Origin of the sequence: Curvibacter cyanobacteriorum (assembly GCF_028649475.1) — a bacterium.
GTDB classification, from domain to species: Bacteria; Pseudomonadota; Gammaproteobacteria; order Burkholderiales; family Burkholderiaceae_C; genus Curvibacter; species Curvibacter cyanobacteriorum.
This window is the reverse complement of record NZ_JAQSIP010000008.1, coordinates 184911-206645: the sequence shown is the minus strand read 5'-3', so window position 1 is coordinate 206645 and position 21735 is coordinate 184911. Positions and strand designations below refer to the sequence as shown.

The 21735-nt window shown below is 69.3% G+C and carries 20 protein-coding genes; 7 read left to right on the top strand and 13 right to left on the bottom strand.

All coding sequences use genetic code 11. From position 1 onward, the window contains the following. Positions 1-170: 170 nt before the first annotated feature. From PSQ40_RS16920 to PSQ40_RS16890, 7 genes are read right to left on the bottom strand one after another with little or no spacing between them, the layout of a single operon-like run. Entirely contained in the window at positions 171-1232 is a 1062-nt protein-coding gene (locus PSQ40_RS16920) for an ABC transporter substrate-binding protein (RefSeq protein WP_273953058.1), read from the bottom strand. Between the two features lie 35 nt (positions 1233-1267). Continuing rightward, entirely contained in the window at positions 1268-2422 is a 1155-nt protein-coding gene (locus tag PSQ40_RS16915) for an NAD(P)/FAD-dependent oxidoreductase (protein ID WP_273953057.1), read from the bottom strand. Next, positions 2419-3843 (bottom strand): FAD/NAD(P)-dependent oxidoreductase, encoded by a 1425-nt coding sequence (locus PSQ40_RS16910; RefSeq protein WP_273953056.1) that lies wholly within the window; start codon positions 3841-3843, stop codon positions 2419-2421. The genes PSQ40_RS16915 and PSQ40_RS16910 overlap by 4 nt, the downstream gene beginning before the upstream one ends. Next, complete coding sequence (locus tag PSQ40_RS16905; protein WP_273953055.1) at positions 3840-4163, bottom strand: (2Fe-2S)-binding protein; 324 nt, start codon at positions 4161-4163, stop codon at positions 3840-3842. The genes PSQ40_RS16910 and PSQ40_RS16905 overlap by 4 nt, the downstream gene beginning before the upstream one ends. After that, complete coding sequence (locus PSQ40_RS16900; protein ID WP_273953054.1) at positions 4160-4978, bottom strand: ABC transporter permease; 819 nt, start codon at positions 4976-4978, stop codon at positions 4160-4162. The genes PSQ40_RS16905 and PSQ40_RS16900 overlap by 4 nt, the downstream gene beginning before the upstream one ends. Before the next feature lie 6 nt (positions 4979-4984). Continuing rightward, a complete protein-coding gene (locus tag PSQ40_RS16895; protein WP_273953053.1) occupies positions 4985-5833 on the bottom strand; it encodes an ABC transporter permease in 849 nt (282 codons plus the stop codon). After that, a complete protein-coding gene (locus tag PSQ40_RS16890) occupies positions 5830-6909 on the bottom strand; it encodes an ABC transporter ATP-binding protein (protein WP_273953052.1) in 1080 nt (359 codons plus the stop codon). The genes PSQ40_RS16895 and PSQ40_RS16890 overlap by 4 nt, the downstream gene beginning before the upstream one ends. Before the next feature lie 183 nt (positions 6910-7092). Between PSQ40_RS16890 and PSQ40_RS16885 the strand changes: the two genes are divergently transcribed. The 3 genes from PSQ40_RS16885 (at position 7093) to PSQ40_RS16875 (ending at position 10998) form a co-directional block, all read left to right on the top strand. Continuing rightward, on the top strand, positions 7093-7941 hold the full coding sequence (locus PSQ40_RS16885; RefSeq protein WP_273953051.1) for an IclR family transcriptional regulator: 849 nt from the start codon (positions 7093-7095) through the stop codon (positions 7939-7941). A 192-nt stretch (positions 7942-8133) separates the two neighbouring features. Then, positions 8134-9699 (top strand): L-piperidine-6-carboxylate dehydrogenase, encoded by a 1566-nt coding sequence (gene amaB / locus PSQ40_RS16880; protein WP_273953050.1) that lies wholly within the window; start codon positions 8134-8136, stop codon positions 9697-9699. Between the two features lie 126 nt (positions 9700-9825). Beyond that, on the top strand, positions 9826-10998 hold the full coding sequence (locus PSQ40_RS16875; protein WP_273953049.1) for a zinc ribbon domain-containing protein: 1173 nt from the start codon (positions 9826-9828) through the stop codon (positions 10996-10998). Positions 10999-11002: 4 nt separating this feature from the next. On the opposite strand, the gene PSQ40_RS16870 is transcribed toward PSQ40_RS16875, so the two are convergent. From PSQ40_RS16870 to queA, 3 genes are all read right to left on the bottom strand, one after another. Beyond that, positions 11003-11812 carry a mechanosensitive ion channel family protein gene (locus PSQ40_RS16870; protein ID WP_273953048.1) on the bottom strand — a complete coding sequence of 270 codons (810 nt, stop codon included), beginning with the start codon at positions 11810-11812 and terminating at the stop codon, positions 11003-11005. Positions 11813-11928: 116 nt separating this feature from the next. Then, entirely contained in the window at positions 11929-13101 is a 1173-nt protein-coding gene (gene tgt / locus PSQ40_RS16865) for a tRNA guanosine(34) transglycosylase Tgt (protein ID WP_273953047.1), read from the bottom strand. 114 nt (positions 13102-13215) lie between these two features. After that, positions 13216-14265 carry a tRNA preQ1(34) S-adenosylmethionine ribosyltransferase-isomerase QueA gene (gene queA, locus PSQ40_RS16860; RefSeq protein ID WP_273953046.1) on the bottom strand — a complete coding sequence of 350 codons (1050 nt, stop codon included), beginning with the start codon at positions 14263-14265 and terminating at the stop codon, positions 13216-13218. 99 nt (positions 14266-14364) lie between these two features. Here queA and recG point away from each other — a divergent pair, with 99 nt between their 5' ends. The 4 genes from recG to ubiA all read left to right on the top strand — a co-directional run bounded on the left by recG (position 14365) and on the right by ubiA (position 19175). After that, on the top strand, positions 14365-16515 hold the full coding sequence (recG, locus tag PSQ40_RS16855; protein WP_273953045.1) for an ATP-dependent DNA helicase RecG: 2151 nt from the start codon (positions 14365-14367) through the stop codon (positions 16513-16515). Positions 16516-16556: 41 nt separating this feature from the next. Next, the gene (locus PSQ40_RS16850; protein WP_273953044.1) at positions 16557-17513 is read left to right on the top strand and encodes a LysR substrate-binding domain-containing protein; all 957 of its coding nucleotides are present in this window, start codon (positions 16557-16559) and stop codon (positions 17511-17513) included. 182 nt (positions 17514-17695) lie between these two features. Then, the gene (locus PSQ40_RS16845; protein ID WP_273953043.1) at positions 17696-18208 is read left to right on the top strand and encodes a Dps family protein; all 513 of its coding nucleotides are present in this window, start codon (positions 17696-17698) and stop codon (positions 18206-18208) included. 85 nt (positions 18209-18293) lie between these two features. Beyond that, positions 18294-19175: a 4-hydroxybenzoate octaprenyltransferase gene (gene ubiA, locus PSQ40_RS16840; protein ID WP_273953042.1), complete on the top strand. Its 882-nt coding sequence runs from the start codon at positions 18294-18296 to the stop codon at positions 19173-19175. 155 nt (positions 19176-19330) lie between these two features. Here the strand turns inward: ubiA and PSQ40_RS16835 are convergent, their stop codons facing one another. The 3 genes from PSQ40_RS16835 to PSQ40_RS16825 form a co-directional block, all read right to left on the bottom strand. Next, complete coding sequence (locus PSQ40_RS16835) at positions 19331-19573, bottom strand: hypothetical protein (protein WP_273953041.1); 243 nt, start codon at positions 19571-19573, stop codon at positions 19331-19333. Between the two features lie 107 nt (positions 19574-19680). After that, positions 19681-20496 (bottom strand): pyrroline-5-carboxylate reductase, encoded by an 816-nt coding sequence (proC, locus tag PSQ40_RS16830; protein ID WP_273953040.1) that lies wholly within the window; start codon positions 20494-20496, stop codon positions 19681-19683. 1 nt (position 20497) lies between these two features. Beyond that, a complete protein-coding gene (locus PSQ40_RS16825) occupies positions 20498-21706 on the bottom strand; it encodes an esterase-like activity of phytase family protein (RefSeq protein WP_273953039.1) in 1209 nt (402 codons plus the stop codon). Positions 21707-21735: the final 29 nt, after the last annotated feature.

Sequence of the window (21735 nt, the reverse complement as noted above, 5' to 3'; positions counted from 1 at the left end):
GGCGAGCTGAAGAACCCGGCCATCACCCTGTACACGTACAAGGACGGCAAGAAGGTGGCCCTGAACTGATCTTCAGTTCGGTTGCGACCCACCTGACAAAGGCCACCTTCGGGTGGCCTTTTTCTTGTGGGTCCGCCGCCGGGGGAGGCCCGGGCGGCGGGAGCGCGGCTTCAGCGCTCGATGGTCTTGTTCCAACGGGTGTTCCAGGCCGGGCGGGCTTCGTTGACAGCGTCCCAGTCCAGCGTGACGGCATTCTTCATGTAGCCATTGATCATCTTGACCTGCTCGATGCCGTCCCCCACCACCGGGGCCTTGGGGTTGGTCGGGATCTGGGCCCCGAACTGCAGCACATTGGCCTGGGCCAGTGGCGACAGCAGGAACTGCGCGAGTTTCTGGGCCAGCTCGGGTTCGCTGTTCTTGGCGATCACGCACTGCGCCACCATCAGCACCACCGAGCCTTCCTTGGGCTGCGCGTACTCGACCGGGATGCCCTTGGTCTTGAGGGCGGCCACCGCGGTGGGGGTCAGCGGGAACAGCGCGGCCTCGCCGGTCTGCACCATTTCAGAGATCTTGGCCGAGCTCGGGATGTACTCCAGCACATTGGGGCCGATGGTGCCTGACCAGGCCTTGAAGCCGGGCTCGACGTTCTTGTCGGTGCCGCCCTGGATGCGGTTGAACATCAGGAATCCGTGCAGGCCAAAGGTGGACGAGGGCATCGACTGGAACACCACCTTGCCTTTGTACTTGGGGTCGGCCAGGTCCATCCACGAGGTGGGTGCGGCCCAGCCTTTTTCGGTGAACATCTTCTTGTTGTAGGCCAGCCCCGTCATGCCCAGGCTGACGCCGGTGGCCATGTCGTTCTTCAGGCGCGCGGCGGGGTAGATGTCGTTGAGCACCGGGCTGGGCTGCTGCTTTTCGCACAGGCCCATGTTGATGGCGCGGTACATGATGCCGTCGTCCAGGAACATCAGGTGCATCTGCGGCTTGTCCTTGTTGGCCTGGGCTTTGGCCAGGATGTCGGACGAGGTGCCGGGCACCACCACCACCTTGGCGCCGTGCAGCTTCTCGAAGGCCGGGAACACGTACTGGGTGTACGCCTTCTCCATCGTGCCGCCGTTCATGCCGATGTAGATCGTCTTGGTCTGGGCGAAGGCCGCACCAGCGCCGCACAGCAGGCTGGTGGCCGCCAGTACCGCGCCAAAGCGCACGGGGAGGGCAGAGGTCTTTTTCATGGGGGCTCCTGGGTCAACGGGGGTGAAAAAAGCGCTCAGTCTTGGCTGGGCGGGGGGCTGAAACGGGCGATGTCAAACGCGTCAATGGGGGTGCTGCTGCGGCCGTTGCAGGCCAGTTCAGCGAGCACTTCACCGGCCGCGGGACCGATCTGGAAGCCGGCCCCGGCAAAGCCAAAGCCATGCAGCAGGCCGGGCACGCGGTGGCTGGGGCCAAGCACCGGTTGGCGGTCGGGCAGGTAGCCTTCGGTGCCGCTCCAGGTGCGGATGATGTGGGCCGAGCGCAGCGCGGGCAGCAGCTCGATGGCCTGCTGCATCAGGCCGCTCAGGGCCTCTCGGCTGCTGCGTGCGCGCAGCGGGTCCAGCGCCAGCCCCGAGCCGCCGCCGAGCACGAAGTTGCCGCGCAGCACCTGGCGGCCATAGATGCCGCCGCCCTCCACACCCAGGCTCAGCGGCATGAAGAACGGCATCGGTTCGGTCACCGCCATGGCCGGGTGGCCCGACACCAGGGGCACCGGTTCGCCGAACTGGGCGGCCAGTGGCGCGGCCCAGGCCCCGGCGCAGTTGATCAGTTGCGCGGCACGCACCTGCAGGCCGGCCTGGGTGTGCACCTCGAAGCCGGCCGCACCGTGTTCGACCGTGGTGACGGCCTGGCGCTCGAGCACCTGGGCCCCGGCGCGCGCGGCGGCGCGCGCAAAGGCGGGCGACACCAGGCGCGGGTTGGCCTGCCCGTCTTCGGGGCACAGCGAGCCGCCGACGGCGCGTTCGCCCAACCACGGGCAGCGCGCGCGCAGGGCGGCGCGGTCCAGCAGTTGCAGGCCGAGGTCGAAGTCGCGGGTCAGCTCTCGGTAGTGCGCCAGCGCGGCCAGGTCCGCCTCGCTGCGCGCCAGTTTGAGGTGGCCGCTGCGCTGGTACTCGCCGTCGGTGCCCAGCAGTTCGGGCAGGCGGCCCCAGATCGCGTGCGCCCGCTGGGCCAGCGGCAGCTGGTTCAGGGGGCGGCCTTGGCGGCGCACGCCGCCGTAGTTGACGCCACTGGAGCGGGCGCCGCAGAGGTCGCGCTCCAGCAGCACCACGCGGCGACCGGCCCGGGCCAGCGCCAGGGCGGCCGAGCTGCCGACGATGCCACCGCCGACGATGACCACATCGCAGTCCAGCCGTTGGGGGTGTGCTTGGGGGGCGTTGGCGGGGGTCATGGGGCCTCCGGGTCGACCGGCTCGCAGACCACGGTCAGCGGCAGGGGTTTGAGCGGGGCCTGGGCGCGCAGGCGGCCCACCTGGGCAATGTCCTGGCCGCTGGCATGGGCCAGGATCTCGGCCGCCGCGGCTCCGCACATGCGGCCCTGGCAGCGGCCCATGCCCACACGGCTGAGGGCTTTCAGGCGGTTCATTTCGGGCGCGCCGGTGTCGCGCACCTGGCGGCGCAGCTCGCCGGCGGTGATTTCTTCGCAGCGGCAGACCACCAGCTCGTCGGGCGCCTGGGCCGCCCAGTGCACCGGGAACGGAAAGGCCCGTTCCAGGCCCTGGCGGAAGGGTTGCAGCCGCGCCAGGCGTTGTTCCAGCGCGTGCGCCCGGGCCGGGTCGACGGCCTGCCCCCGATCCTGCAGCAGCGCCAGGGCGGCCCGTTCGCCGGCCCATTCGGCCGCGTCGGCGCCCTGGATGCCCGCCCCATCGCCCGCCAGGTAGACGCCGCTCACGCTGCTGCGGCCCGCGGGGTCGCGTTCGGGCACCTGGGCCCGGTTCAGCGCGTCAAACCGAAAGCGGCAGTCCAGCAGGTCGGCCAGCTGGCTTTCGGGGCGCAGGGCGTAGCCCAGGGCCACGGCATCGCATTCGGTGTGTTGTGTGCGGCCGTGGCGGTCGCGCCATTGCACGCCCTGCGCCTGGGTCAGGCCTTGCACGCGGTCGAGCTGCACGCCCCAGTGCACGGGCACGCCATGGGCCACCAGCCAGGCCAGGTAGTAGCTGCCTTTGGCCAGGGTGGCGGGTTGGCTCAGCAAGCCGGGGGTGCCGGCCAGCTTGTCGCGCCACTGGGCGGTGTCCAGCACGGCGGCCACGCTGACGCCGTGGCCGCGACCGGCGCGCGCGTACTGGTAGGCCACCAGGTAGAGCAGCGGGCCGGTGCCCATGAGCACCACGCGCTGGCCAATGGTGCAGCCCTGCGCCTTGAGCGCCACCTGGGCCCCGCCCAGGCTGTAGACGCCGGGCAGGGTCCAGCCGGGCAGCGGCAGGATGCGGTCGGTGGCGCCGGTGGCCACGATCACGTCGCGCCACGGCAGGCGCTGGCTGCGGTCCTGGTGCAGCACCTCGAGCCAGCCCGGGCCCGCGTTCCAGACCAGGCGCTCGGGGCGGTAGTCGATGCGGCTCAGGTTGTCGTTCAGCGCCGCATGCACCGCCTGCGCTCGGTTGGCTTCAAAGCCGTACAGGGCCTGGGCGTCGCGCGCAAAGCCGGGGGGCGGCTGGCGGTAGATCTGGCCACCACCGCGGCGCCCTTCGTCGAGCACGATGGGCCGCAGGCCATGGGCGGCCAGGGTTTGTGCGGCGCGGATGCCGGCCGGGCCGGCACCAACGATCACGGGCGGCAGGTCGTCGGCCACCGGGGGTTGGGGGGCGGTGCTCATGCGGGTCCTTGGGGGCGACGGGTCAGCACCCGCAGGCCGGGGCTGACCGGGGTGGCGCAGGCGCGCAGGCGTTGGCCGTCTTCGGTGCTGACCCAGCAGTCCTGGCAGGCACCCATGAGGCAGAAGCCCGCGCGTGGCTCCAGGCTGAAGTCGCTTTGCCGCAGCAGCGTGCGCTGGGTCAGCAGGGCGGTCAGCACGGTGTCGCCGGCCAGCGCCGTGCAGGGCTGGCCGTCAATGTGCAGCGGCACCGGTTCGCGCGCCAGTTCAGTCACGCGGTGCAACAGGCCAGGGCCGGTTTTCTTCAGGGCATGGGGGTTCATTTGCTGCCTCCGACCAAGACCTTGTCGAGCCCGTAGAGGCGGTCCAGCACCAGCATGGCCAACGCGGTCACGCCCACCATCAAGGCCGACACCGCGGCCATCAACGGGTCGATGGATTCGGTCGCGTACATGTACATGCGCACCGGCAGGGTCACGGTGGCGGGCGAGGTGACGAAGATCGACATGGTGACTTCGTCAAAGCTGTTGATGAAGGCCAGCAGCCAGCCGCCGCTGACGCCGGGCAGGATCATCGGCACGGTGACGCGCCAGAAGGTGCGTGCCGGCGTGGCGCCCAGCGACAGGGCGGCTTGCTCGATGCTGCGGTCAAAGCCCACCAGCGAGGCCACCACCAGGCGCAGCGTGTACGGCGTCACCACCAGTGCGTGGGCCAGCAGCAGGAAGCCAAAGCTGCCGGAGCCACCGACCAGGTTGGACAGGCGCAACAGCGCCACGCCCAGCACCAGGTGGGGAATGATCAGCGGCGACAGGAACAGGCCGTTGAGCAGGTCGCGGCCCGGGAACTGGTAGCGCGTCAGCGCCATCGCGGCCGGCACCGCCAGCGCCGTTGACAGCGTGGCCGAGCCCAGGGCCAGCCACAGGCTGTTCCAGAACGACTGCACAAAGTCGGGGTGCTCGAACACCGCCTCGAACCAGCGCAGCGACAGGCTGTGCGTGGGCAGCGTCAGGGTGTTCTCGGGCGTGAAGGCGACCACGCAGACGATCAGCAGCGGGGCCAGCATGAAGCTGACCACCAGCGCATTGAAGACCAGGGCGATGGGGCCGTTGCGGCCCGGGCTGTGGCTTGATTGGGACATGGTGATTTACCCCAGGGCTTTCTGGTAGCGCCGCTCCAGCAGGCGGTTGTAGCTCAGCATCACGATCAGGTTGGCCACCAGCAGGGTCAGCGCCACGGCGGCGCCCTGGGGCCAGTTGAGTTCGTGCAGGTACTCGTCGTAGACGATGGTGGCCACCATCTTCAGGCGCCGCCCGCCCAGCAGGCCGGGGATGGCAAACGAGCTGGCGGCCAGCCCGAACACGATCAGGCTGCCTGACAAGATGCCCGGCAGCACCTGCGGCAGGACAATGCGCCGCGCGATGGTGAACGGCCCAGCCTGCAGCGAGGCGGCGGCTTGCGCCACGCTCGGGTCCAGCTTCTGCAGCGAGGTCCAGACCGGGATGATCATGAAGGGCAGCATCACATGCACCAGCGCGATCAGCACCGCGGCCTCGGTGTAGAGCAGTTTGACGCGGCCGATGCCCAGCGCCATCAGCGCCTGGTTGATCAGGCCCTCAGGGCCCAGCAGCATCGACCAGCCGAAGGCCCGCACCACCACCGACACCAGCAAGGGGGCCAGCACCACCAGCAGCAAGATGGAGCGCCAGGGGCTGCCCATGCGGCTCAGCACATAGGCCTGCGGGGTGCCGATCAGCACGCAGATCAGGGTCGTCAGGCCGGCGGTCCAGAAGGTGCGCCAGAAGATGCCCAGGTAATAGCTGTCGGTGAACACCGTGGCGTAGTGGGCCAGCGTGTACTCGCCGTCCTTGACCCCGGTGTTGGGGTCAAAGCCATTGAAAGACAGCAGCGCGGTCAGCAGCAGCGGCGTCACCAGCAGGGTGACGAACAGGCACAGCGCCGGCGCGCTGAGCAGCCAGGGCGTGCTGCGTTTCATGCCAGCGCTCCGGCGGTGGCGGCGCTGCCCGCGGGCAGCAGGCGCAGCGCGTGGTCGGGCCAGTCGACCCCGGCCTCGCTGCCCACGCTGAGCGCGGTGCTGCCATTGTTGGGGGCCAGCAGCATCAGATCGCCCAGCGGCGTGGCCAGGCGGTACAGCCACTGGCTGCCCAGGAAGAAGCATTCCTCCACCCGGCCCGGCACGCGACCCTGGCCTGCGGGGCAGAGCTGCAGCTTCTCGGGCCGCAGGCCCATCAGCACGGCGCTGCCGGCCGCGAACACCGGGCCCGACAGCGGCAGGCGCAGCGCGCCGACCTGCACCACCAGCCCGGCCTCGTCCTCCAGCACGGTGCCGGGCAGCAGGTTGGCCTTGCCCACAAAGGTGGCAATGAAGCGGTTGCCTGGGTGTTCGTACACCGCCAGCGGCTCGGCCACCTGGGTGATGCGGCCGGCCTCCATGACCACCACGCGGTCGCTCACCGACAGCGCTTCGCTCTGGTCGTGCGTGACCATCACCGTGGTGGTGCCGACACGGCGCTGGATGCGGCGCAGTTCGAACTGCATCTCCTCGCGCAGCTTGGCGTCCAGGTTGGACAGCGGTTCGTCCAGCAGCAGCACCGGGGGCTCGATGACCAGGGCGCGCGCCAGTGCCACGCGCTGGCGCTGGCCGCCCGACAACTCGCGCGGGTAGCGCTGGCCATGCTGGTCCAGGTGCACCAGGGCCAGGGCGGCCTGCACACGCTCGCGCCGCTCGGCCGGCGGGCAGCGGCGCATTTCAAGGCCGAAGCTCACGTTGTCGGCCACCGTCATGTGCGGAAACAGCGCGTAGGTCTGGAACACGATGCCCAGGCCACGCTGGTGCGTTTTGGTGTGGGTGATGTCCTGCCCGTTGAGCACGATGCGCCCCGCGGTCACCGCCTCGATGCCCGCAATCATTTGCAGCGTGGTGGTCTTGCCGCAGCCCGAGGGGCCGAGCAGGGAGATGAACTCGCCCTTGTCCACGCTCAGGTTGAGCGAGGACACGGCCGGGGTGGAACCGTAGTTTTTGCACACCTCGTGCAGTTGCAGAAAAGACATCGTCTGAGCCTTTGGCAGCGGATTCAAAAGAGGGTGAATGAAGGGGCCTGCTTTTTTTCACTCTATTGCAAAGGTCGGGCCAGAAACAATGGTGAATTCCATTAAACGGAAGATTTATTTAAAATATTCCATTCAATGAAATCATTCGCGGGATAATCTGCCCAGAATTCCACCGAGGTGAAGATGAGCACTCCAGAACCAGCCAGCGGCGGCGTGCCGCGCGTGTTTGCCGTGATCCGGGCCCTGAGCCGGGTGCCCCCTGAAGGTGCGCGCGTCACCCATCTGGCGCAGAGCGTGGGCCTGACCCAGGCCACCACGCACCGCCTGCTGCAGGCCCTGGTGGCCGAGGGCATGGTCGAGCAGGACGAGCGCAGCAAGCTGTACCGCCTGAGCGTCGACTTCTTTGCGCTGGCGGCGCAGGCCGGCAACACCGGCGGCCTGCGGGCGCTGTGCCGCCCGGCCCTGCTGCGCTTGTGCGCCAGCCTCGGCGACACCCTGTTTCTGCTGGTCCGCAGTGGCTTTGACGCGGTTTGCCTGGACCGCGCCGAGGGGCCGTTCCCGATCCGCTCCTTCACGGGCGACATTGGCGGGCGCGTGGCGCTGGGGGTGGGGCAGGGGGCGCTGGCCATCCTGGCCTTCCTGCCGGAAGACGAGCGCGAGGAGGTGATCCGTTTCAACCTGTCGCGGGTGCGCGAGTTCGGTGTCTATGACGAGGTCTACCTGCGCACCGAAATCGAGCGCGTGCGCCAACTGGGCTACGCGGGGCGCAACACCGGCCTGCTGGACGGCATGGCTGGCGTCGCGGTGCCGGTGCTCAGCGCCGAGGGGCGGCCGGTGGCCGCGCTCAGCGTGGGCACCATCGCCGACCGGCTCAACCCCGAACGCCTGCCCACCGTGGTGGCCCTGCTGCAACGCGAAGCGGCCCAGCTGGGGCCGCGCATCAACCCCTTTGACCCGGTGCTGCGCCGGCCCTCGCAAAGCCTGGCCGAGCCCTGGCCCGAGTCGGCCGGCCCCCGCTCGGCTGATGCCTGAAGCGCATCATGTGACACACGGGGTCGTTGGTGTTTGACGCGACTTGATGCATAAAGATCATCAAGTCTTGCCAAACATTCGATAGCCAAGTCGTGCGCCATCTTGGATAGTCGGCCGCCTGTGCCGGGCAGCCTGCCCGGGCGTGTTGACCGCCGGGCCGTTGCGCCCGGGCTTTGCAGACCAGGACTTGCCATGACCGTTTCCCCCGCTACTTCTTCCGCTGCGGCGGCTGCGCCTTTGGGCGTGGCGGCCCAGGCCACCCAGTTGCTGCAGTCCCTGGGGGTGCCGCTGGACCAGGTGCAGGTGCCCGGGGGCTGGCCGGTGCGCTCGCCATTGACCGGCGAGCTGCTGGGCCAGGTTGCGCTGCAAGCCGCCGACTCGGTGGGGGCGGTGGTGGACCAGGCGCAGCGTGCCTTCCTGGCCTGGCGCGAAGTGCCGGCACCGCGCCGGGGCGAGCTGGTGCGCCTGCTGGGCGAAGAGCTGCGCGCGGCCAAGACCCTGCTGGGCCAGCTGGTCACACTGGAGGTGGGCAAGAGCCCGTCCGAGGGCGAGGGCGAGGTGCAGGAGATGATCGACATCTGCGATTTCGCGGTCGGCCTGTCGCGCCAGTTGCATGGCCTGACCCTGGCCACCGAGCGGGCCCAGCACCGCATGATGGAAACCTGGCACCCGCTGGGCGTTTGTGGCGTCATCTCCGCCTTCAATTTCCCGGTCGCCGTGTGGTCGTGGAACGCGGCGCTGGCCCTGGTGTGCGGCGACCCGGTGGTGTGGAAGCCGTCCGAGAAGACCCCGCTCACCGCGCTCGCCACGCACGCCATCGCGCAGCGTGCGCTGGCCCGTTTTGGCGACGCCCCCGAGGGCTTGCTGAGCCTGCTGATCGGCGAGCGTGATGCGGGGGCGGCCCTGGTCGATGACCCGCGTGTGCCCCTGGTGTCGGCCACCGGCTCCACCGCCATGGGGCGCGCCGTGGCGCCCAAGCTGGCGGCCCGTTTTGCGCGCGCGCTGCTGGAGCTGGGCGGCAACAACGCCGCCATCGTGGCGCCGTCGGCCGACCTGGACCTGGCGCTGCGCGGCATTGCCTTCGCGGCCATGGGCACGGCGGGGCAGCGCTGCACCACGCTGCGCCGCCTGTTGGTGCATGAATCCATCTACGACACCCTGGTGCCGCGCCTGGTGCGGGCCTACGCCAGCGTGGGCGTGGGCGACCCGCGCGAGCCTGGCCACCTGGTGGGCCCGCTGATTGACGAGGCCGCCTGGAACGCGATGCAGCAGGCGCTGGCCGCGGCCCGCGCCGAGGGGGGCACCGTGCACGGGGGCGAGCGCGTGCTGACCGCGGCGGGCCCGGCCGCCTGGTACGCCCGCCCGGCGCTGGTGGAGATGCCCGCCCACACCGGCCCGGTGCTGCACGAAACCTTTGCCCCCATCCTGTACGTGCTGCGCTACCAGACGCTGGACGAGGCGATCGCGCTCAACAACGCGGTGGGCGCGGGCCTGTCGTCGTCGATCTTCACGCTGGACCTGCGCGAGGCCGAGCGCTTTGTCTCGGCCACGGGCTCGGACTGCGGCATCGCCAACGTGAACATCGGGCCCAGCGGGGCCGAGATCGGCGGTGCATTTGGTGGCGAGAAGGAAACCGGTGGCGGCCGCGAAGCCGGCTCCGACAGCTGGAAGGCCTACATGCGCCGTGCCACCAACACCATCAACTACTCGACCGAGCTGCCGCTGGCGCAGGGCGTCAAGTTCGACCTCGCAGGCTGAGGCCTTCCCCAGGGGGGCGGGCGTCCTTATCATCACCATTCGTCCGGTGCTGAGGGGCCGCGACCCCGCGCCAGCGGGGCCGGCATCCGGCGGCACCGCCCCGGGGTGTTGAGAGGGAGTTTGGCCATGGCCCAGTCTTTGCGCCTGTCAGAAAAATGGTTCCGCCGCGGCCTGTGGGGCGTGGCGTTTTTGTTTGGCAGCTTCCTCACGGGGCTGGGCGGAGCGCTGGTCAGCGACCTGCCCCGGGTCGAGGTGCTGGTGCACCAGGACCAGTTCATGGACCCGGCGGCCACGGCCGCGGCACGCGCCGACCTCCAGCGCGCCAACCGGGCCCGCGACGAGGCGCGTGAAGCGCTCGACCAGGCCCGCCTGGCCCACACCCGGGCCCAGGCCGACAGCCAGAGCGCGCGCGAAACCTTCAACCACTGGCTGGCCACGCGCCGCGCCACCGCGCGGGCCGAGCAAGACCCCGAGCTGCTGCGGCGCACCAGCGAACTCGACGGCCTGAAGGCGCTGGAGCGCCAGGCCCTGGCCCAGGTCGAGCAACAGCAACAGGCGGAACTCGACGCGCGCCAGGCCGCCAGCCGCGCCCAGGCGGCCCTGAATGCGCTGCAGAACGGCGCCCAGGAGGCCTTCCAGAAGGCGCAGCGGGCCCAGGAGCTGCGGGTTTTTCTGTACCGGCTGGCGCTGACCCTGCCCTTGTTGGCGGTGGCCGCCTGGTTGTTTGCCAAGCAGCGCAAAAGCCGCTGGTGGCCTTTTGTCTGGGGCTTCATCGGCTTTGCCGTGGTGGCCTTTTTTGTCGAGCTGGTGCCGTACCTGCCCAGCTACGGCGGCTACGTGCGCTACGGGGTCGGCATCGTGCTCACCGCGCTGCTGGGGCGCCAGGGCATCCTGGCGCTGCAGCGCTACCTGGACGCACAAAAGCAGGCCGAAGCGCAGCCCGACCTGCGTCGCCGCGATGTGCTGGACTACGACCTGGCGCTGGCCCGGTTGGCCAAGGGCGTGTGCCCCGGCTGCGAGCGTCCGGTGGACCTGAAGAACACCGCCATCGACTTCTGCCCGCACTGCGGCATGGGCCTGCACGACCGCTGTGGCCCCTGCCAGACGCGCAAGAGCGCGTTCTCCAAGTACTGCCACAGCTGCGGCAGCCCGGCGCGCGCCAGTGAGGGGCCCGCCGCTGCGGCAAGCCACCCGGGGGCGGCGGCCGGTCCCGCGCTGGGGGCGGCCTCGGCGGCCGCCGTGGCGCCGTTCCCGGTGGGCCTGACCGCGGGACCGGTCGCCCCCTCGGCAGGGGCTTAGGCGGTCACAGGGTGCGGTGGGCGACCGGGGTTTCGGGCACCGGGTAGCCGGCGCTGCCGAAGGTGTTGACCACAGCCTTGTGGGTGTCGAAGTACACCTGCCAGTAGTGCTGGGTGTGGGTGTAGGGGCGCACGCAAAGCAGGGGGCCTTCGGCGGTGAACTGCAGGATCTCCACCTCGGGCGCAGGCTCGGCAGCCACGTTGGGCAGCGCGCTCACGGCCTGGCGCAAGCGGGCCATGGCGTCTTGCACATCCACGCCATTGGCCACCTTGGCCTGGCAGTCGACCCGGCGCACCGGCAGGCTGCTGAAGTTCTGGATGGTGTCCGAAAACACCTTGTTGTTGCCAACGATGGTCATCACGTTGTCGGGCGTGACCAGGGTGGTGCCGAACAGACCCAGTTCCTTGACGGTGCCGGTGACACCGGCGGCGTTGATGAAGTCGCCCACCTTGTAGGGCCGCAGCACCTGCAGGAAGATGCCCGCCGCGAAGTGCGTCAACAGCCCGCCCCAGGCGGTGCCGATGGCCAGGCCCGCACCGGCCAGCAAGGCCGCGAACGAGGTGGTGCTGACGCCAAAAATGTCCAGGATGGCGAGTATCAGGACGATGTTCAGCAGCACGTTGAGGATGGACTTGAGGTACTCCGCCAGCGTGGCGTCGACCCGGCTGCCGCGCGCCAGGACCTTGCCCAGCAACTGCACGGTCAGGCTGATGAGCCAGCGGCCGATGACCCAGGCCGCGATGGCCCCCAGGACTTTGAGGCCGAACTCAGCCCCTTGTGTGCTCAAAAAATGCCAGATGACTTCGGTGTTCATGGTGAATCCTCCGCCGGCCAGCTTACTGTCGAGCGCGCGGCCTGGCGAGGCCCGAAGCGTGCAATAAGTCCCGCTTTGCACGGAATTCGCCACCGATCGGTGGCGAATCAAGCGCGTTAGACGCCGCGCGCGCGCTCGCTCTTGAAGCGGGCGCGGAACGCGCTGAACTGACCCGCGTCGAGCGATTCGCGCACCTCGCGCATCAGGTTCAGGTAGTAGTGCAGGTTGTGGATGGTGGTCAGCATCGGGCCCAGCATCTCGCCGCAGCGGTCCAGGTGGTGCAGGTAGGCCCGGCTGAAACCGTCGCGCCCGCCGTCGGCCCAGGCCACGCCCGAGGTGCCCGCGCAGGCATAGCAGGTGCAGGTGGCGTCCAGCGGTTGCGGGTCGCTCTTGTGGCGCGCGTTGCGCAGCTTCAGGTCGCCATAGCGCGTGAAGATGGTGCCGTTGCGCGCGTTGCGCGTGGGCATCACGCAGTCGAACATGTCCACGCCCTGGGCCACGCCTTCGACCAGGTCTTCGGGCGTGCCCACCCCCATCAGGTAACGCGGCTTGTGCGCGGGCAGCCGGTGCGGGGTGTGCGCCATGATGCGCAGCATCTCGTCCTTGGGTTCGCCCACGCTGACGCCGCCCACCGCGTAGCCAGGGAAGTCCATGTCCACCAGCGTGGCCAGCGATTCTTCGCGCAGGTTCTCAAACATGCCGCCTTGCACGATGCCGAACAGGGCGTTGGGGTTCTCCAGCCGCGCGAATTCGGTTTGGCAGCGCTGGGCCCAGCGCAGCGACAGCTCCATCGAGGTGCGGGCTTCGCGCTCGGTGGTCAGGTGGCCCTTGGTTTCGTAGGGCGTGCACTCGTCGAACTGCATCACGATGTCGGAGTTCAGCACGGTCTGGATCTGCATGCTGACTTCGGGCGTGAGGAACAGCTTGTCGCCGTTCACGGGGCTGGCGAACCGGACGCCTTCCTCGCTGATCTTGCGCATCGCGCCCAGGCTCCAGACCTGGAAGCCGCCCGAGTCGGTCAGGATCGGCTTGTTCCATTTTTCGAACTGGTGCAGGCCGCCGAAGCGCTGCATCACGTCGAGGCCCGGGCGCATCCACAGGTGAAAGGTGTTGCCCAGGATGATCTGCGCGCCCATGTCTTCGAGGCTGCGCGGCATCACGCCCTTGACCGTGCCATAGGTGCCCACGGGCATGAAGATGGGCGTCTGCACCACGCCGTGGTTGAGCGTGAGCGTGCCCCGGCGCGCGTGGCTGTCGGGGTCGGTGGCGAGGAGGTCAAATTTCAACATGGCGGAATTTTAGGAGGGGGGTGTCCGGGGCACCAGGCCCCGGTGGCTGGCGCGTGCCAGCCCGGAAGGCAGTCGGCCGGGCCCGCGCAACCGCGTGCGCCCGGGTGGGGCGCGTCAGGCCGTGCGCTGGCGCTCCAGCAGCATGGCGTCACCGTAGCTGAAGAAGCGGTAACGCTGGGCGATCGCGTGCTGGTACAGGCCCATGATGCGTTCGTAGCCGGCCAGCGCGCTGACCAGCATCATCAGCGTGCTCTTGGGCAGGTGGAAGTTGGTGATCAGCACATCGACCACCTGGAACGCAAAGCCCGGGGTGATGAAGATCTGCGTGTCGCCCGTGGTCTGGCCCGATTGGGCCCAGGACTCCAGGGTGCGCACGGTGGTGGTGCCCACAGCCACCACGCGGCCTCCGCGCTGGCGGCAGCGCTCCAGCGCGGCCAGGGTGGCGGGGGGCACCTGGTACCACTCGCTGTGCATTTTGTGTTCGGCCAGGTTCTCCGTCTTGACGGGCTGGAAGGTGCCCGCGCCCACATGCAGGGTGACGCTGGCGCGCTCGATGCCCTGGGCGGTCAGCTGGTCCAGCAAGGCCTGGTCAAAGTGCAGCGCCGCGGTGGGGGCGGCCACGGCGCCGGGGTGGCGCGCGAACACGGTCTGGTAGCGCTGTTCGTCTTCGGCCGAATCGCCGTGCTCGATGTAGGGCGGCAGCGGCACGTGGCCGTGGGCCGCCATCAGGGCGTGTGGCTCGCCGCTGAAGCGGAAGCGGAACAGCGCGCCGTCCTCCTCGGGCCAGCGGCCCAGCAGGGTGGCGCTGAAACCGCCCACCATGTGCACCGTGCTGCCCACGGGCGGCTTTTTGCTGACCTTCATGTGGGCCACCACCTCGTGGTCTTGCAGCACGCGTTCGACCAGCAGTTCCACCTTGCCGCCGGTGGCTTTTTCGCCGAACAGGCGGGCCTTGATGACCTGGGTGTCGTTGAACACCAGCAGGTCGCCGGCGCGCAACAGGCCGGGCAGTTCCCGGAAGATGCGGTCCGCGGGGGCCTCGGCGCGGCCGTCCAGCAGGCGCGAGGCGCTGCGCTCGGCAGCGGGGTGTTGGGCAATCAGTTCGGGGGGCAGCTCGAAGTCGAAATCGGCGAGCGTGAACGAGCGGGAGGGGGCAGAAGTCATGTTGCTTGAGGGCCTGACAGGCCCGTGCCAAGGGGGGAAAGGCGGGGATTTTCTCATGCCAAGCGCCCAGGCTTTGAATCCCTGGGTAAAAATACAGGTATGGCCACCTCGCCCACTGCCCCCGCCAAAGCCCGCGCCAAGACCGCAGGGGCGGCTGCGCCCGCGACCCCGGGCGCGAGCCGGGAGCTGTCGCCGCCGCAGAAGGCGCTGATCAAAATGGGCCTGACGCGCGACATCGACCTGGCCCTGCACCTGCCGCTGCGCTACGAGGACGAGACCCGCATCACCCTGCTGCGCAACGCGCGCGATGGCGACACGGTGCAGATCGAGGCCACGGTGGTCAAGAGCGAGATCACCCTGCGCCCGCGCCGCCAACTGGTGGTCACGGTGGAGGACGAGAGCGGCAGCTGCGAGCTGCGCTTTTTCAGCTTTTACCCCTCGCACCAGAAGACGCTGGCGGTTGGCGCCCTGCTGCGCGTGCGTGGCGAGATCAAGGGCGGCTTCTGGGGGCGCCAGATGCTGCACCCGGCGTTCCGGCTGGCGGGGGGCGAACTGCCCACCGCGCTGACCCCGATCTACCCGACCGTGGCCCAACTGCCCCAGCCCTACCTGCGCCGAGCCGTGCAGTCGGGCCTGATGCGGGCGGATTTGAGCGAGACCATCCCGGCCCCGGTGTTGCAGGGCATCGACTTCCTGCGCCTGTCCGACCTGCGCTCGGCCCTGTCCTTCTTGCACCACCCGACGCCCGATGTGTCGCTGGCCGCACTGGAGGACCACAGCCACCCGGCCTGGCAGCGCCTCAAGGCCGAGGAGTTGCTGGCGCAGCAACTGTCGCAACTCGAGTCCAAGCGCGAGCGCGCGCGCCTGCGCGCCCCGGCACTCAAGCCCCTGCACCAGCGCGGCGTGCTGTCGTTGCACGAGCAACTGCTGGCCGTGCTGCCCTTTGCCCTGACCGCCGCACAGCGCCGGGTCTGTGAGGAGATCGCGGGCGACCTGGCGCGCGGTGTGCCCATGCACCGCCTGCTGCAGGGGGATGTGGGCTCGGGCAAGACGGTGGTGGCGGCGCTGGCAGCGGCCATCTGCATCGACGCGGGCTGGCAGTGCGCGCTGATGGCGCCGACCGAAATCCTGGCCGAGCAGCACTTCGGCAAGCTGGTGGGCTGGCTCGAGCCGCTGCTCGCGCCGCTGGGCAAGCAAGTGGCCTGGCTGGCGGGCGCCCAGAAAAAGAAGGAACGCACGGCCGCCCTGGCCCTGGTGGAGAGCGGCGAGGCCGCGCTGGTGGTGGGCACCCATGCGGTGATCCAGGAGCAGGTCAAGTTCAAGAACCTGGCCCTGGCCCTGATCGACGAGCAGCACCGCTTTGGGGTGGCCCAGCGCCTGGCGCTGCGCAGCAAGCTCGACGATGGCAGCGGGCGCGAGCCGCACCTGCTGATGATGAGCGCCACGCCCATCCCGCGCACCCTGGCGATGAGCTATTACGCCGACCTGGACGTCTCCACCATCGATGAGCTGCCGCCGGGGCGCACGCCGATCGTGACCAAGCTGGTCTCCGACAGCCGCCGCGACGAGGTGGTGGCCCGCATTGCCGACCAGATCGCCCAGGGCCGCCAGGTCTATTGGGTGTGCCCCTTGATCGAAGAGAGCGAGGCGCTGGACCTGAGCAACGCCACCGCCACCCACGCCGACCTCAGCGATGCCCTGCCCGGTGTGCTGGTCGGTCTGCTGCACTCACGCATGCCCACGGCCGAGAAGAAGGCGGTGATGGACCTGTTCACGCGCGGCGAGATGGGGGTGCTGGTCAGCACCACGGTGATCGAAGTCGGGGTGGACGTGCCCAACGCCTCGCTGATGGTGATCGAACACGCTGAGCGCTTTGGCCTGAGCCAGCTGCACCAGCTGCGCGGGCGGGTCGGGCGCGGCGCGGCGGCGTCGGCCTGCGTGCTGCTCTACGCCACCAACGAGAGTGGTCGCCTCGGTGAGACCGCGCGCGAGCGCCTGCGGGCCATGGCCGAGACCGCCGATGGCTTTGAGATCGCTCGCCGCGACCTCGAGATCCGTGGGCCTGGCGAGTTCTTGGGGGCGCGCCAGTCGGGGGCGCCGCTGCTGCGCTTTGCCGACCTGGCGACCGACACCGTGCTGCTGGACTGGGCGCGCGAGGCGGCGCCGGTCATGTTGGATCAGTACCCGGTGCAAGCCCGGCTGCACGTCGGGCGCTGGTTGGGTGGAAAATCCGAATATCTCAAAGCCTGACCCCACACTTGGCCGCCCGGCCGGGTGGCCCGAAGCCCCCCATGACCCTGACTGAACTCAAATACATCGTTGCCGTGGCCCGCGAGAAGCACTTTGGCAAAGCCGCCGAAGCCTGCTTCGTCTCGCAGCCCACGCTGTCGGTGGCCATCCGCAAGCTGGAGGACGAGCTCGAGGTGAAGCTCTTCGAGCGCAGCGCCAATGAGGTCAGCGTGACCCCGCTGGGCGAGGAGATCGTGCGCCAGGCGCAAAGCGTGCTCGAGCAGGCCGCGGCCATCAAGGAGATCGCCAAGCGCGGCAAGGACCCGCTGGCCGGTGCCCTGAAGCTGGGCGTGATCTACACCATCGGCCCCTACCTGTTGCCCGACCTGGTGCGCCAGGCGATCGCGCGCACCCCCCAGATGCCCCTGATGCTGCAGGAGAACTTCACCGTCAAGCTGATGGAGATGCTGCGCACCGGCGAGATCGACTGCGCCATCATGGCCGAACCGTTTCCCGACACCGGCCTGGCGCTGGCGCCGCTGTACGACGAGCCCTTCATGGCCGCAGTGCCCAGCACCCACCCGCTGGCCAGCCGCAAGCACATCACCGCCGAAGAGATGAAGAGCGAAACCATGCTCCTGCTGGGCAACGGGCACTGCTTCCGCGACCATGTGCTCGAGGTGTGCCCCGAGTTCGCGCGCTTTTCGAGCAATGCCGAGGGCATCCGCAAGAGCTTTGAGGGGTCGTCGCTGGAGACCATCAAGCACATGGTGGCTGCCGGCATGGGCGTGACCCTGGTGCCGCGCCTCAGTGTGCCCAAGGACGCACTGGCGCCGCGCACCCGCCGCCGCAAAGCCGACGACGAAGCCCATGTGGTCTACCTGCCCTTTGACGGCGACGTGCCTTACCGCCGCGTGTCGCTGGCCTGGCGGCGCAGCTTCACGCGCTATGAGGCGATTGCCGCGTTGCGCAACGCCATCTATGCCTGCGAACTGCCCGGCGTGAAGCGCCTGTCCTGAGCCCGTTCATCGTCCCGGGCCCCCGCAGCGGCCGCCGCCCGCCAGGGCGGGCCGGGGGGGCTTTGTGGCCCGCTTGCCCCTCCAGTGCTGGGCTTGGGGTTACAGTGTTTGCCAGGCTGCTGCCCTGCCTGACCCCGGCGCGGTGGCGGTCTTTTGTTGATCTGCCTTTTGGAGTTTTTCGCATGGCCAAATCCCCTCGCAACAGCAGCGCCAAGTCGGCGCCTGTCATCAACATCGGCATCAGCGACAAGGACCGCGCCGCCATTGCCAAGGGCCTCTCGCGCCTGTTGGCCGACACCTACACCCTGTACCTCACGACCCACAACTTCCACTGGAACGTGACCGGGCCGATGTTCAACACCCTGCACACCATGTTCATGACGCAGTACACCGAGTTGTGGACTGCGGTGGACCCGATCGCCGAGCGCATCCGTTCGCTGGGCCACCCGGCGCCAGGCTCGTACGCTGACTTTGGCCGCCTGGCCAGCGTGCCCGACGCGCCCGGCACCCCGCCCAAGGCGCTCGAGATGGTGCGCATCCTGGTGTCCGGTCATGAGGCCGTGGCCCGCACGGCGCGCGAACTCTTCCCCCTGGCCGACAAGGCCAGCGATGAACCGACCGCCGACCTGCTGACCCAGCGCCTGACGGTGCACGAGCAGACCGCCTGGATGCTGCGCTCCCTGCTCGAGGAGTGAGCCCGCGCGCGCAGCGGGCCTGGGCTTGCTGCGAGAATCGGCGTCTTTCCTGATTCTTCAGCGGCTGCCCCCGCCCCGTCGCGCGATGACTGCTTCGACTGCCCCCCGGCCCCGCGGCCGGCTTTCGCTCTACCTGGACCTGATCCGCTGGGACCGCCCCGCGGGCTGGCTCCTGCTGCTCTGGCCCACGCTGAGTGCCCTGTGGCTGGCGGCGGGGGGCTTTCCGGGCTGGCACCTGTTGGCGGTGTTCACCGCGGGCACGGTGCTGATGCGCAGCGCGGGTTGCTGTGTCAACGACGTGGCCGACCGAGGCTTTGACCGCCACGTCAAGCGCACCGCGCAGCGGCCCGTGACCAGCGGCGCCGTATCGGTGCGCGAGGCCTTGCTGCTGGGGGCGGGGCTGGCCCTGGTCTCGTTTGGGCTGGTGCTGAGCACCAACACCGTGACCGTGCTGTGGTCCTTCGGGGCCTTGGCGGTGACCCTGTTGTACCCTTTTGCCAAGCGCTGGGTGGCCATGCCGCAGGCGGTGCTGGGGGTGGCGTTCAGCTTCGGCATCCCGATGGCGTTCACGGCGCAGGCGGTGCCGCTTGGGGCGTCGGTGGCTTGGCTGGTGCTGAGCAACCTGTTGTGGGTGCTCGCCTATGACACGGAATACGCGATGGTCGACCGCGATGACGACCTCAAGATCGGCATGAAAACCTCGGCCATCACCCTGGGCGCCTGGGACGTGCCGGTGGTGATGGCGTGCTACCTGGGTTGCTTGCTGATCTGGGCCACGGTGCTGTGGGGCCAGATCCCGTTGTGGGCCCTGGCGCTGGGCCTGGCGGGGGCACTGGCCCAGGTGGGCTGGCACTTCAGCCTGATTCGCCGACGCGAGCGCGCGGGCTGTTTCCAGGCGTTTCGGGCCAACCATTGGCTCGGTGCGACGCTGTTTGCCGCGCTGGTCCTCGGGAGCTGGTTCGGCTGAGTCCGGGCACGCTCAGGGCCGACATTGGGCCGACATTGGGCCGACATTGGGCGGGCTGGGTGCGCTGGGCCTGTTTTGCCGCGCCGAGGGCGCCGCGCGGCGTTCGCTTCCCGACCCGGGTCCGCCTGGGGCGGTTCGGGTGGGGCGCTCGGGCCTCAGTAGGCGTGGTGGATCTTGGCCTTGGGCGTCAGGTGCTTGGCCTGCGCGCTGGGCTTGGCGGCCTTGGCACTCTTGGCCTTCTTCGGCTTCTTGGCGTGCTTGCCAGGCTTCTTGCCTTGCTTGGCTTGCACCTTGGCCTTGGCAGTGGCGCTGGTTTTGGCAGCAGCCGGGGTGCTGGTCAGGGCCAGGGGCAGGAGCACCAGGGCGGCCGACAGGACGGCGGTCATCAGTTTTTTCATGGTCTTGGTGTCGTTGTGTGAAAAAAGAAGGTTTGGGCCCTGGGCTTCATCATGAAGTCATTTGCCTACCGTCTATTCTGACTGAAGTTAAGGGCTTTGTTGATCTGTTAAGGGGCCCCAAATTCATCGCCCAATTCTTGGGCGCGCACCCGGGCTTTTTCCATGGCCACGATGAAGTGTTCTTTGATGCGGCTGTCCTCCATCGAGGTCAGTGCCGCGTAGGTTGTGCCCCCCTTGGAGGTGACGCGCTGGCGCAGCACCTCGGGGGGCTCGCTGGAGGCCCGGGCCAGGTCGGCGGCGCCGACAAAGGTGCCAATCGCCAGCTGTTGCGCCTGCGCCGGGCTCAGGCCCATCTGGGCCCCGGCGGCGGTCATGGCTTCGATGAAATAGAACACATAGGCCGGGCCCGAACCGGACAGTGCGGTGACCGCGTCGAGCTGGCTTTCTTCGGCCACCCACAGCAGGTCGCCCGTGGTGCGGATCACCTGCTCGACCTGCTCGCGGTCGGCGGCGGTGACGGCGGCGCGCGCGAACAGGCCGGTCATGCCCTTGCCCACCAGGGCGGGCGTGTTGGGCATGCAGCGCACCACGCGCTCGCTGCCCAGCCACTGGGCGATGCTGTCGCTGCGGATGCCCGCGGCCACGCTCAGGTGCAGGGCGCTCCCGGTGTGGGCCTGCACCGCGGCGGCGGCGTCACGGAAGGTCTGCGGCTTGACCGCCCAGACCACCAGGCGGGCGTCGGCCAGGCGGCGGTCGGCGGCTTCCATGGCCTGCACGCCCAGCTCACGGGTCAGGCGTTCGCGTGCTTCGGCGAAAGGCTCGACCACCAGGATGTCGGCGCTGTTCAGGCCTTGTTTGAGCAGGCCGCCAATGATGGCGCTGGCCATGTTGCCGCCGCCGATGAATGCGATTTTCGTGGTCATGTCAGAGTGGGTTCAAAAATTCAAATGCCAGGAACTGGGTGATCTGCAGGGGGTTGAAATTGTCGTCGCTCACGACCACCAGGGTGCGGTGGCCATTGGGCAGGGTGGGGCCCCAGCACAGGCCCTCGCTGTTGCCCAGGCGCGACACCCCCAGCTGGCTGAAGTCCGCCACCAGGGTCTTGGCGGCGGCCTGGTATTGGCCGAGGCGCAGGGTGTCCTGGTGCAGGGTGTTGCTGGCCCGCCGGGTGTCGATGCGGTAGAGCGCCAGTGACAGCCCCACGCCGGTCATGTAGGCGCGCTCCAGCACCAGCATCTCGTGCGCGTTGATCATCAGGATCTCGCTGACGCCGTTGTCGGCCGGCGCGCCCGGCGGGATCGGGTGCCGGGGCAGGGCGTCGGGCACGTAGGCAATCTGCCGGTCGGCCTGGCCGCTGCGCAGGTTGAAGCGGGTCAGGCGCAGGGGGCCGCCGACCTGGCCGACGCTGGGCTCCGGGCCGTCTTGCAGCAAGGGGCCTTCCATGGCGACCCAGGCGTGTTGCCCGTCGGGCGTCAGCGCCAGGCCCTCAAAGCACTGGTTCTTGCGCGGCCCGCGGCCCGGGTCGATGCCGACACGCAGCATGGCGGGCAGGGGGAACTCGCGCAGGTGGCGCCCGTCGAGGCTGATTTCACGCAGCGCGGGCGACAGGCCCAGGCGCACGTCGCCCTCGCTGGTCCACAGCAGGGTGCCGGTTTCGGCGCGGTAGCGGATGGCCTCGGGGTCGGGGATGTCGGGCGTCGGCTGGTCGGGGGCGCCGCGTTGCTGGCGACCCGGGTAGGGCTGGCCATTGGCCGCCAGCAAGGGGGTGCTGCGCAGCAGTTGCAGGTCCTGGATGCCTTGCGCCGTGATGTCCAGGCTCAGGGTGTAGAAGCGGGCGGCCTGGCGGTCCGAGCGGTCGTCACTGATGGCAAACCACTGGCCCGTGCCGGGGTGGTAGTCGAGCCCGGACAGGCCGCCGACGGTGGTGTCCTGGAAGCTCAGCCGGTAGGGCAGCCGCGCCTCGCCCAGCAGGCGCAGCTGCGGTGGGCTGCTGGTGTGGGGCTGGCGCGGCCCCAGCGGCGCGCAGCCGGGCAGGGCGGTGCCGAGCGCACCCACGGCGGCCCACTGCAGCCATTGGCGGCGGCGCGGGCGCGGGGTCAGCGTTGGGGGTGGGGTCGGAATGTCGAAGCTCACGGGCCGAAGTCTAGAGCTTTTGGGCCCCA

Coding starts and splice junctions, on each gene's coding strand:
- PSQ40_RS16890 (WP_273953052.1), bottom strand. CDS start 6,909: ATGTCTTTTCTGCAACTGCACGAGGTGTGCAAAAACTACGGTTCCACC.
- PSQ40_RS16915 (WP_273953057.1), bottom strand. CDS start 2,422: ATGACCCCCGCCAACGCCCCCCAAGCACACCCCCAACGGCTGGACTGC.
- ubiA (WP_273953042.1), top strand. CDS start 18,294: ATGACTGCTTCGACTGCCCCCCGGCCCCGCGGCCGGCTTTCGCTCTAC.
- tgt (WP_273953047.1), bottom strand. CDS start 13,101: ATGTTGAAATTTGACCTCCTCGCCACCGACCCCGACAGCCACGCGCGC.
- PSQ40_RS16895 (WP_273953053.1), bottom strand. CDS start 5,833: ATGAAACGCAGCACGCCCTGGCTGCTCAGCGCGCCGGCGCTGTGCCTG.
- PSQ40_RS16900 (WP_273953054.1), bottom strand. CDS start 4,978: ATGTCCCAATCAAGCCACAGCCCGGGCCGCAACGGCCCCATCGCCCTG.
- amaB (WP_273953050.1), top strand. CDS start 8,134: ATGACCGTTTCCCCCGCTACTTCTTCCGCTGCGGCGGCTGCGCCTTTG.
- PSQ40_RS16905 (WP_273953055.1), bottom strand. CDS start 4,163: ATGAACCCCCATGCCCTGAAGAAAACCGGCCCTGGCCTGTTGCACCGC.
- queA (WP_273953046.1), bottom strand. CDS start 14,265: ATGACTTCTGCCCCCTCCCGCTCGTTCACGCTCGCCGATTTCGACTTC.
- PSQ40_RS16875 (WP_273953049.1), top strand. CDS start 9,826: ATGGCCCAGTCTTTGCGCCTGTCAGAAAAATGGTTCCGCCGCGGCCTG.
- PSQ40_RS16910 (WP_273953056.1), bottom strand. CDS start 3,843: ATGAGCACCGCCCCCCAACCCCCGGTGGCCGACGACCTGCCGCCCGTG.
- PSQ40_RS16885 (WP_273953051.1), top strand. CDS start 7,093: ATGAGCACTCCAGAACCAGCCAGCGGCGGCGTGCCGCGCGTGTTTGCC.
- PSQ40_RS16850 (WP_273953044.1), top strand. CDS start 16,557: ATGACCCTGACTGAACTCAAATACATCGTTGCCGTGGCCCGCGAGAAG.
- PSQ40_RS16870 (WP_273953048.1), bottom strand. CDS start 11,812: ATGAACACCGAAGTCATCTGGCATTTTTTGAGCACACAAGGGGCTGAG.
- recG (WP_273953045.1), top strand. CDS start 14,365: ATGGCCACCTCGCCCACTGCCCCCGCCAAAGCCCGCGCCAAGACCGCA.
- PSQ40_RS16845 (WP_273953043.1), top strand. CDS start 17,696: ATGGCCAAATCCCCTCGCAACAGCAGCGCCAAGTCGGCGCCTGTCATC.
- proC (WP_273953040.1), bottom strand. CDS start 20,496: ATGACCACGAAAATCGCATTCATCGGCGGCGGCAACATGGCCAGCGCC.
- PSQ40_RS16835 (WP_273953041.1), bottom strand. CDS start 19,573: ATGAAAAAACTGATGACCGCCGTCCTGTCGGCCGCCCTGGTGCTCCTG.
- PSQ40_RS16920 (WP_273953058.1), bottom strand. CDS start 1,232: ATGAAAAAGACCTCTGCCCTCCCCGTGCGCTTTGGCGCGGTACTGGCG.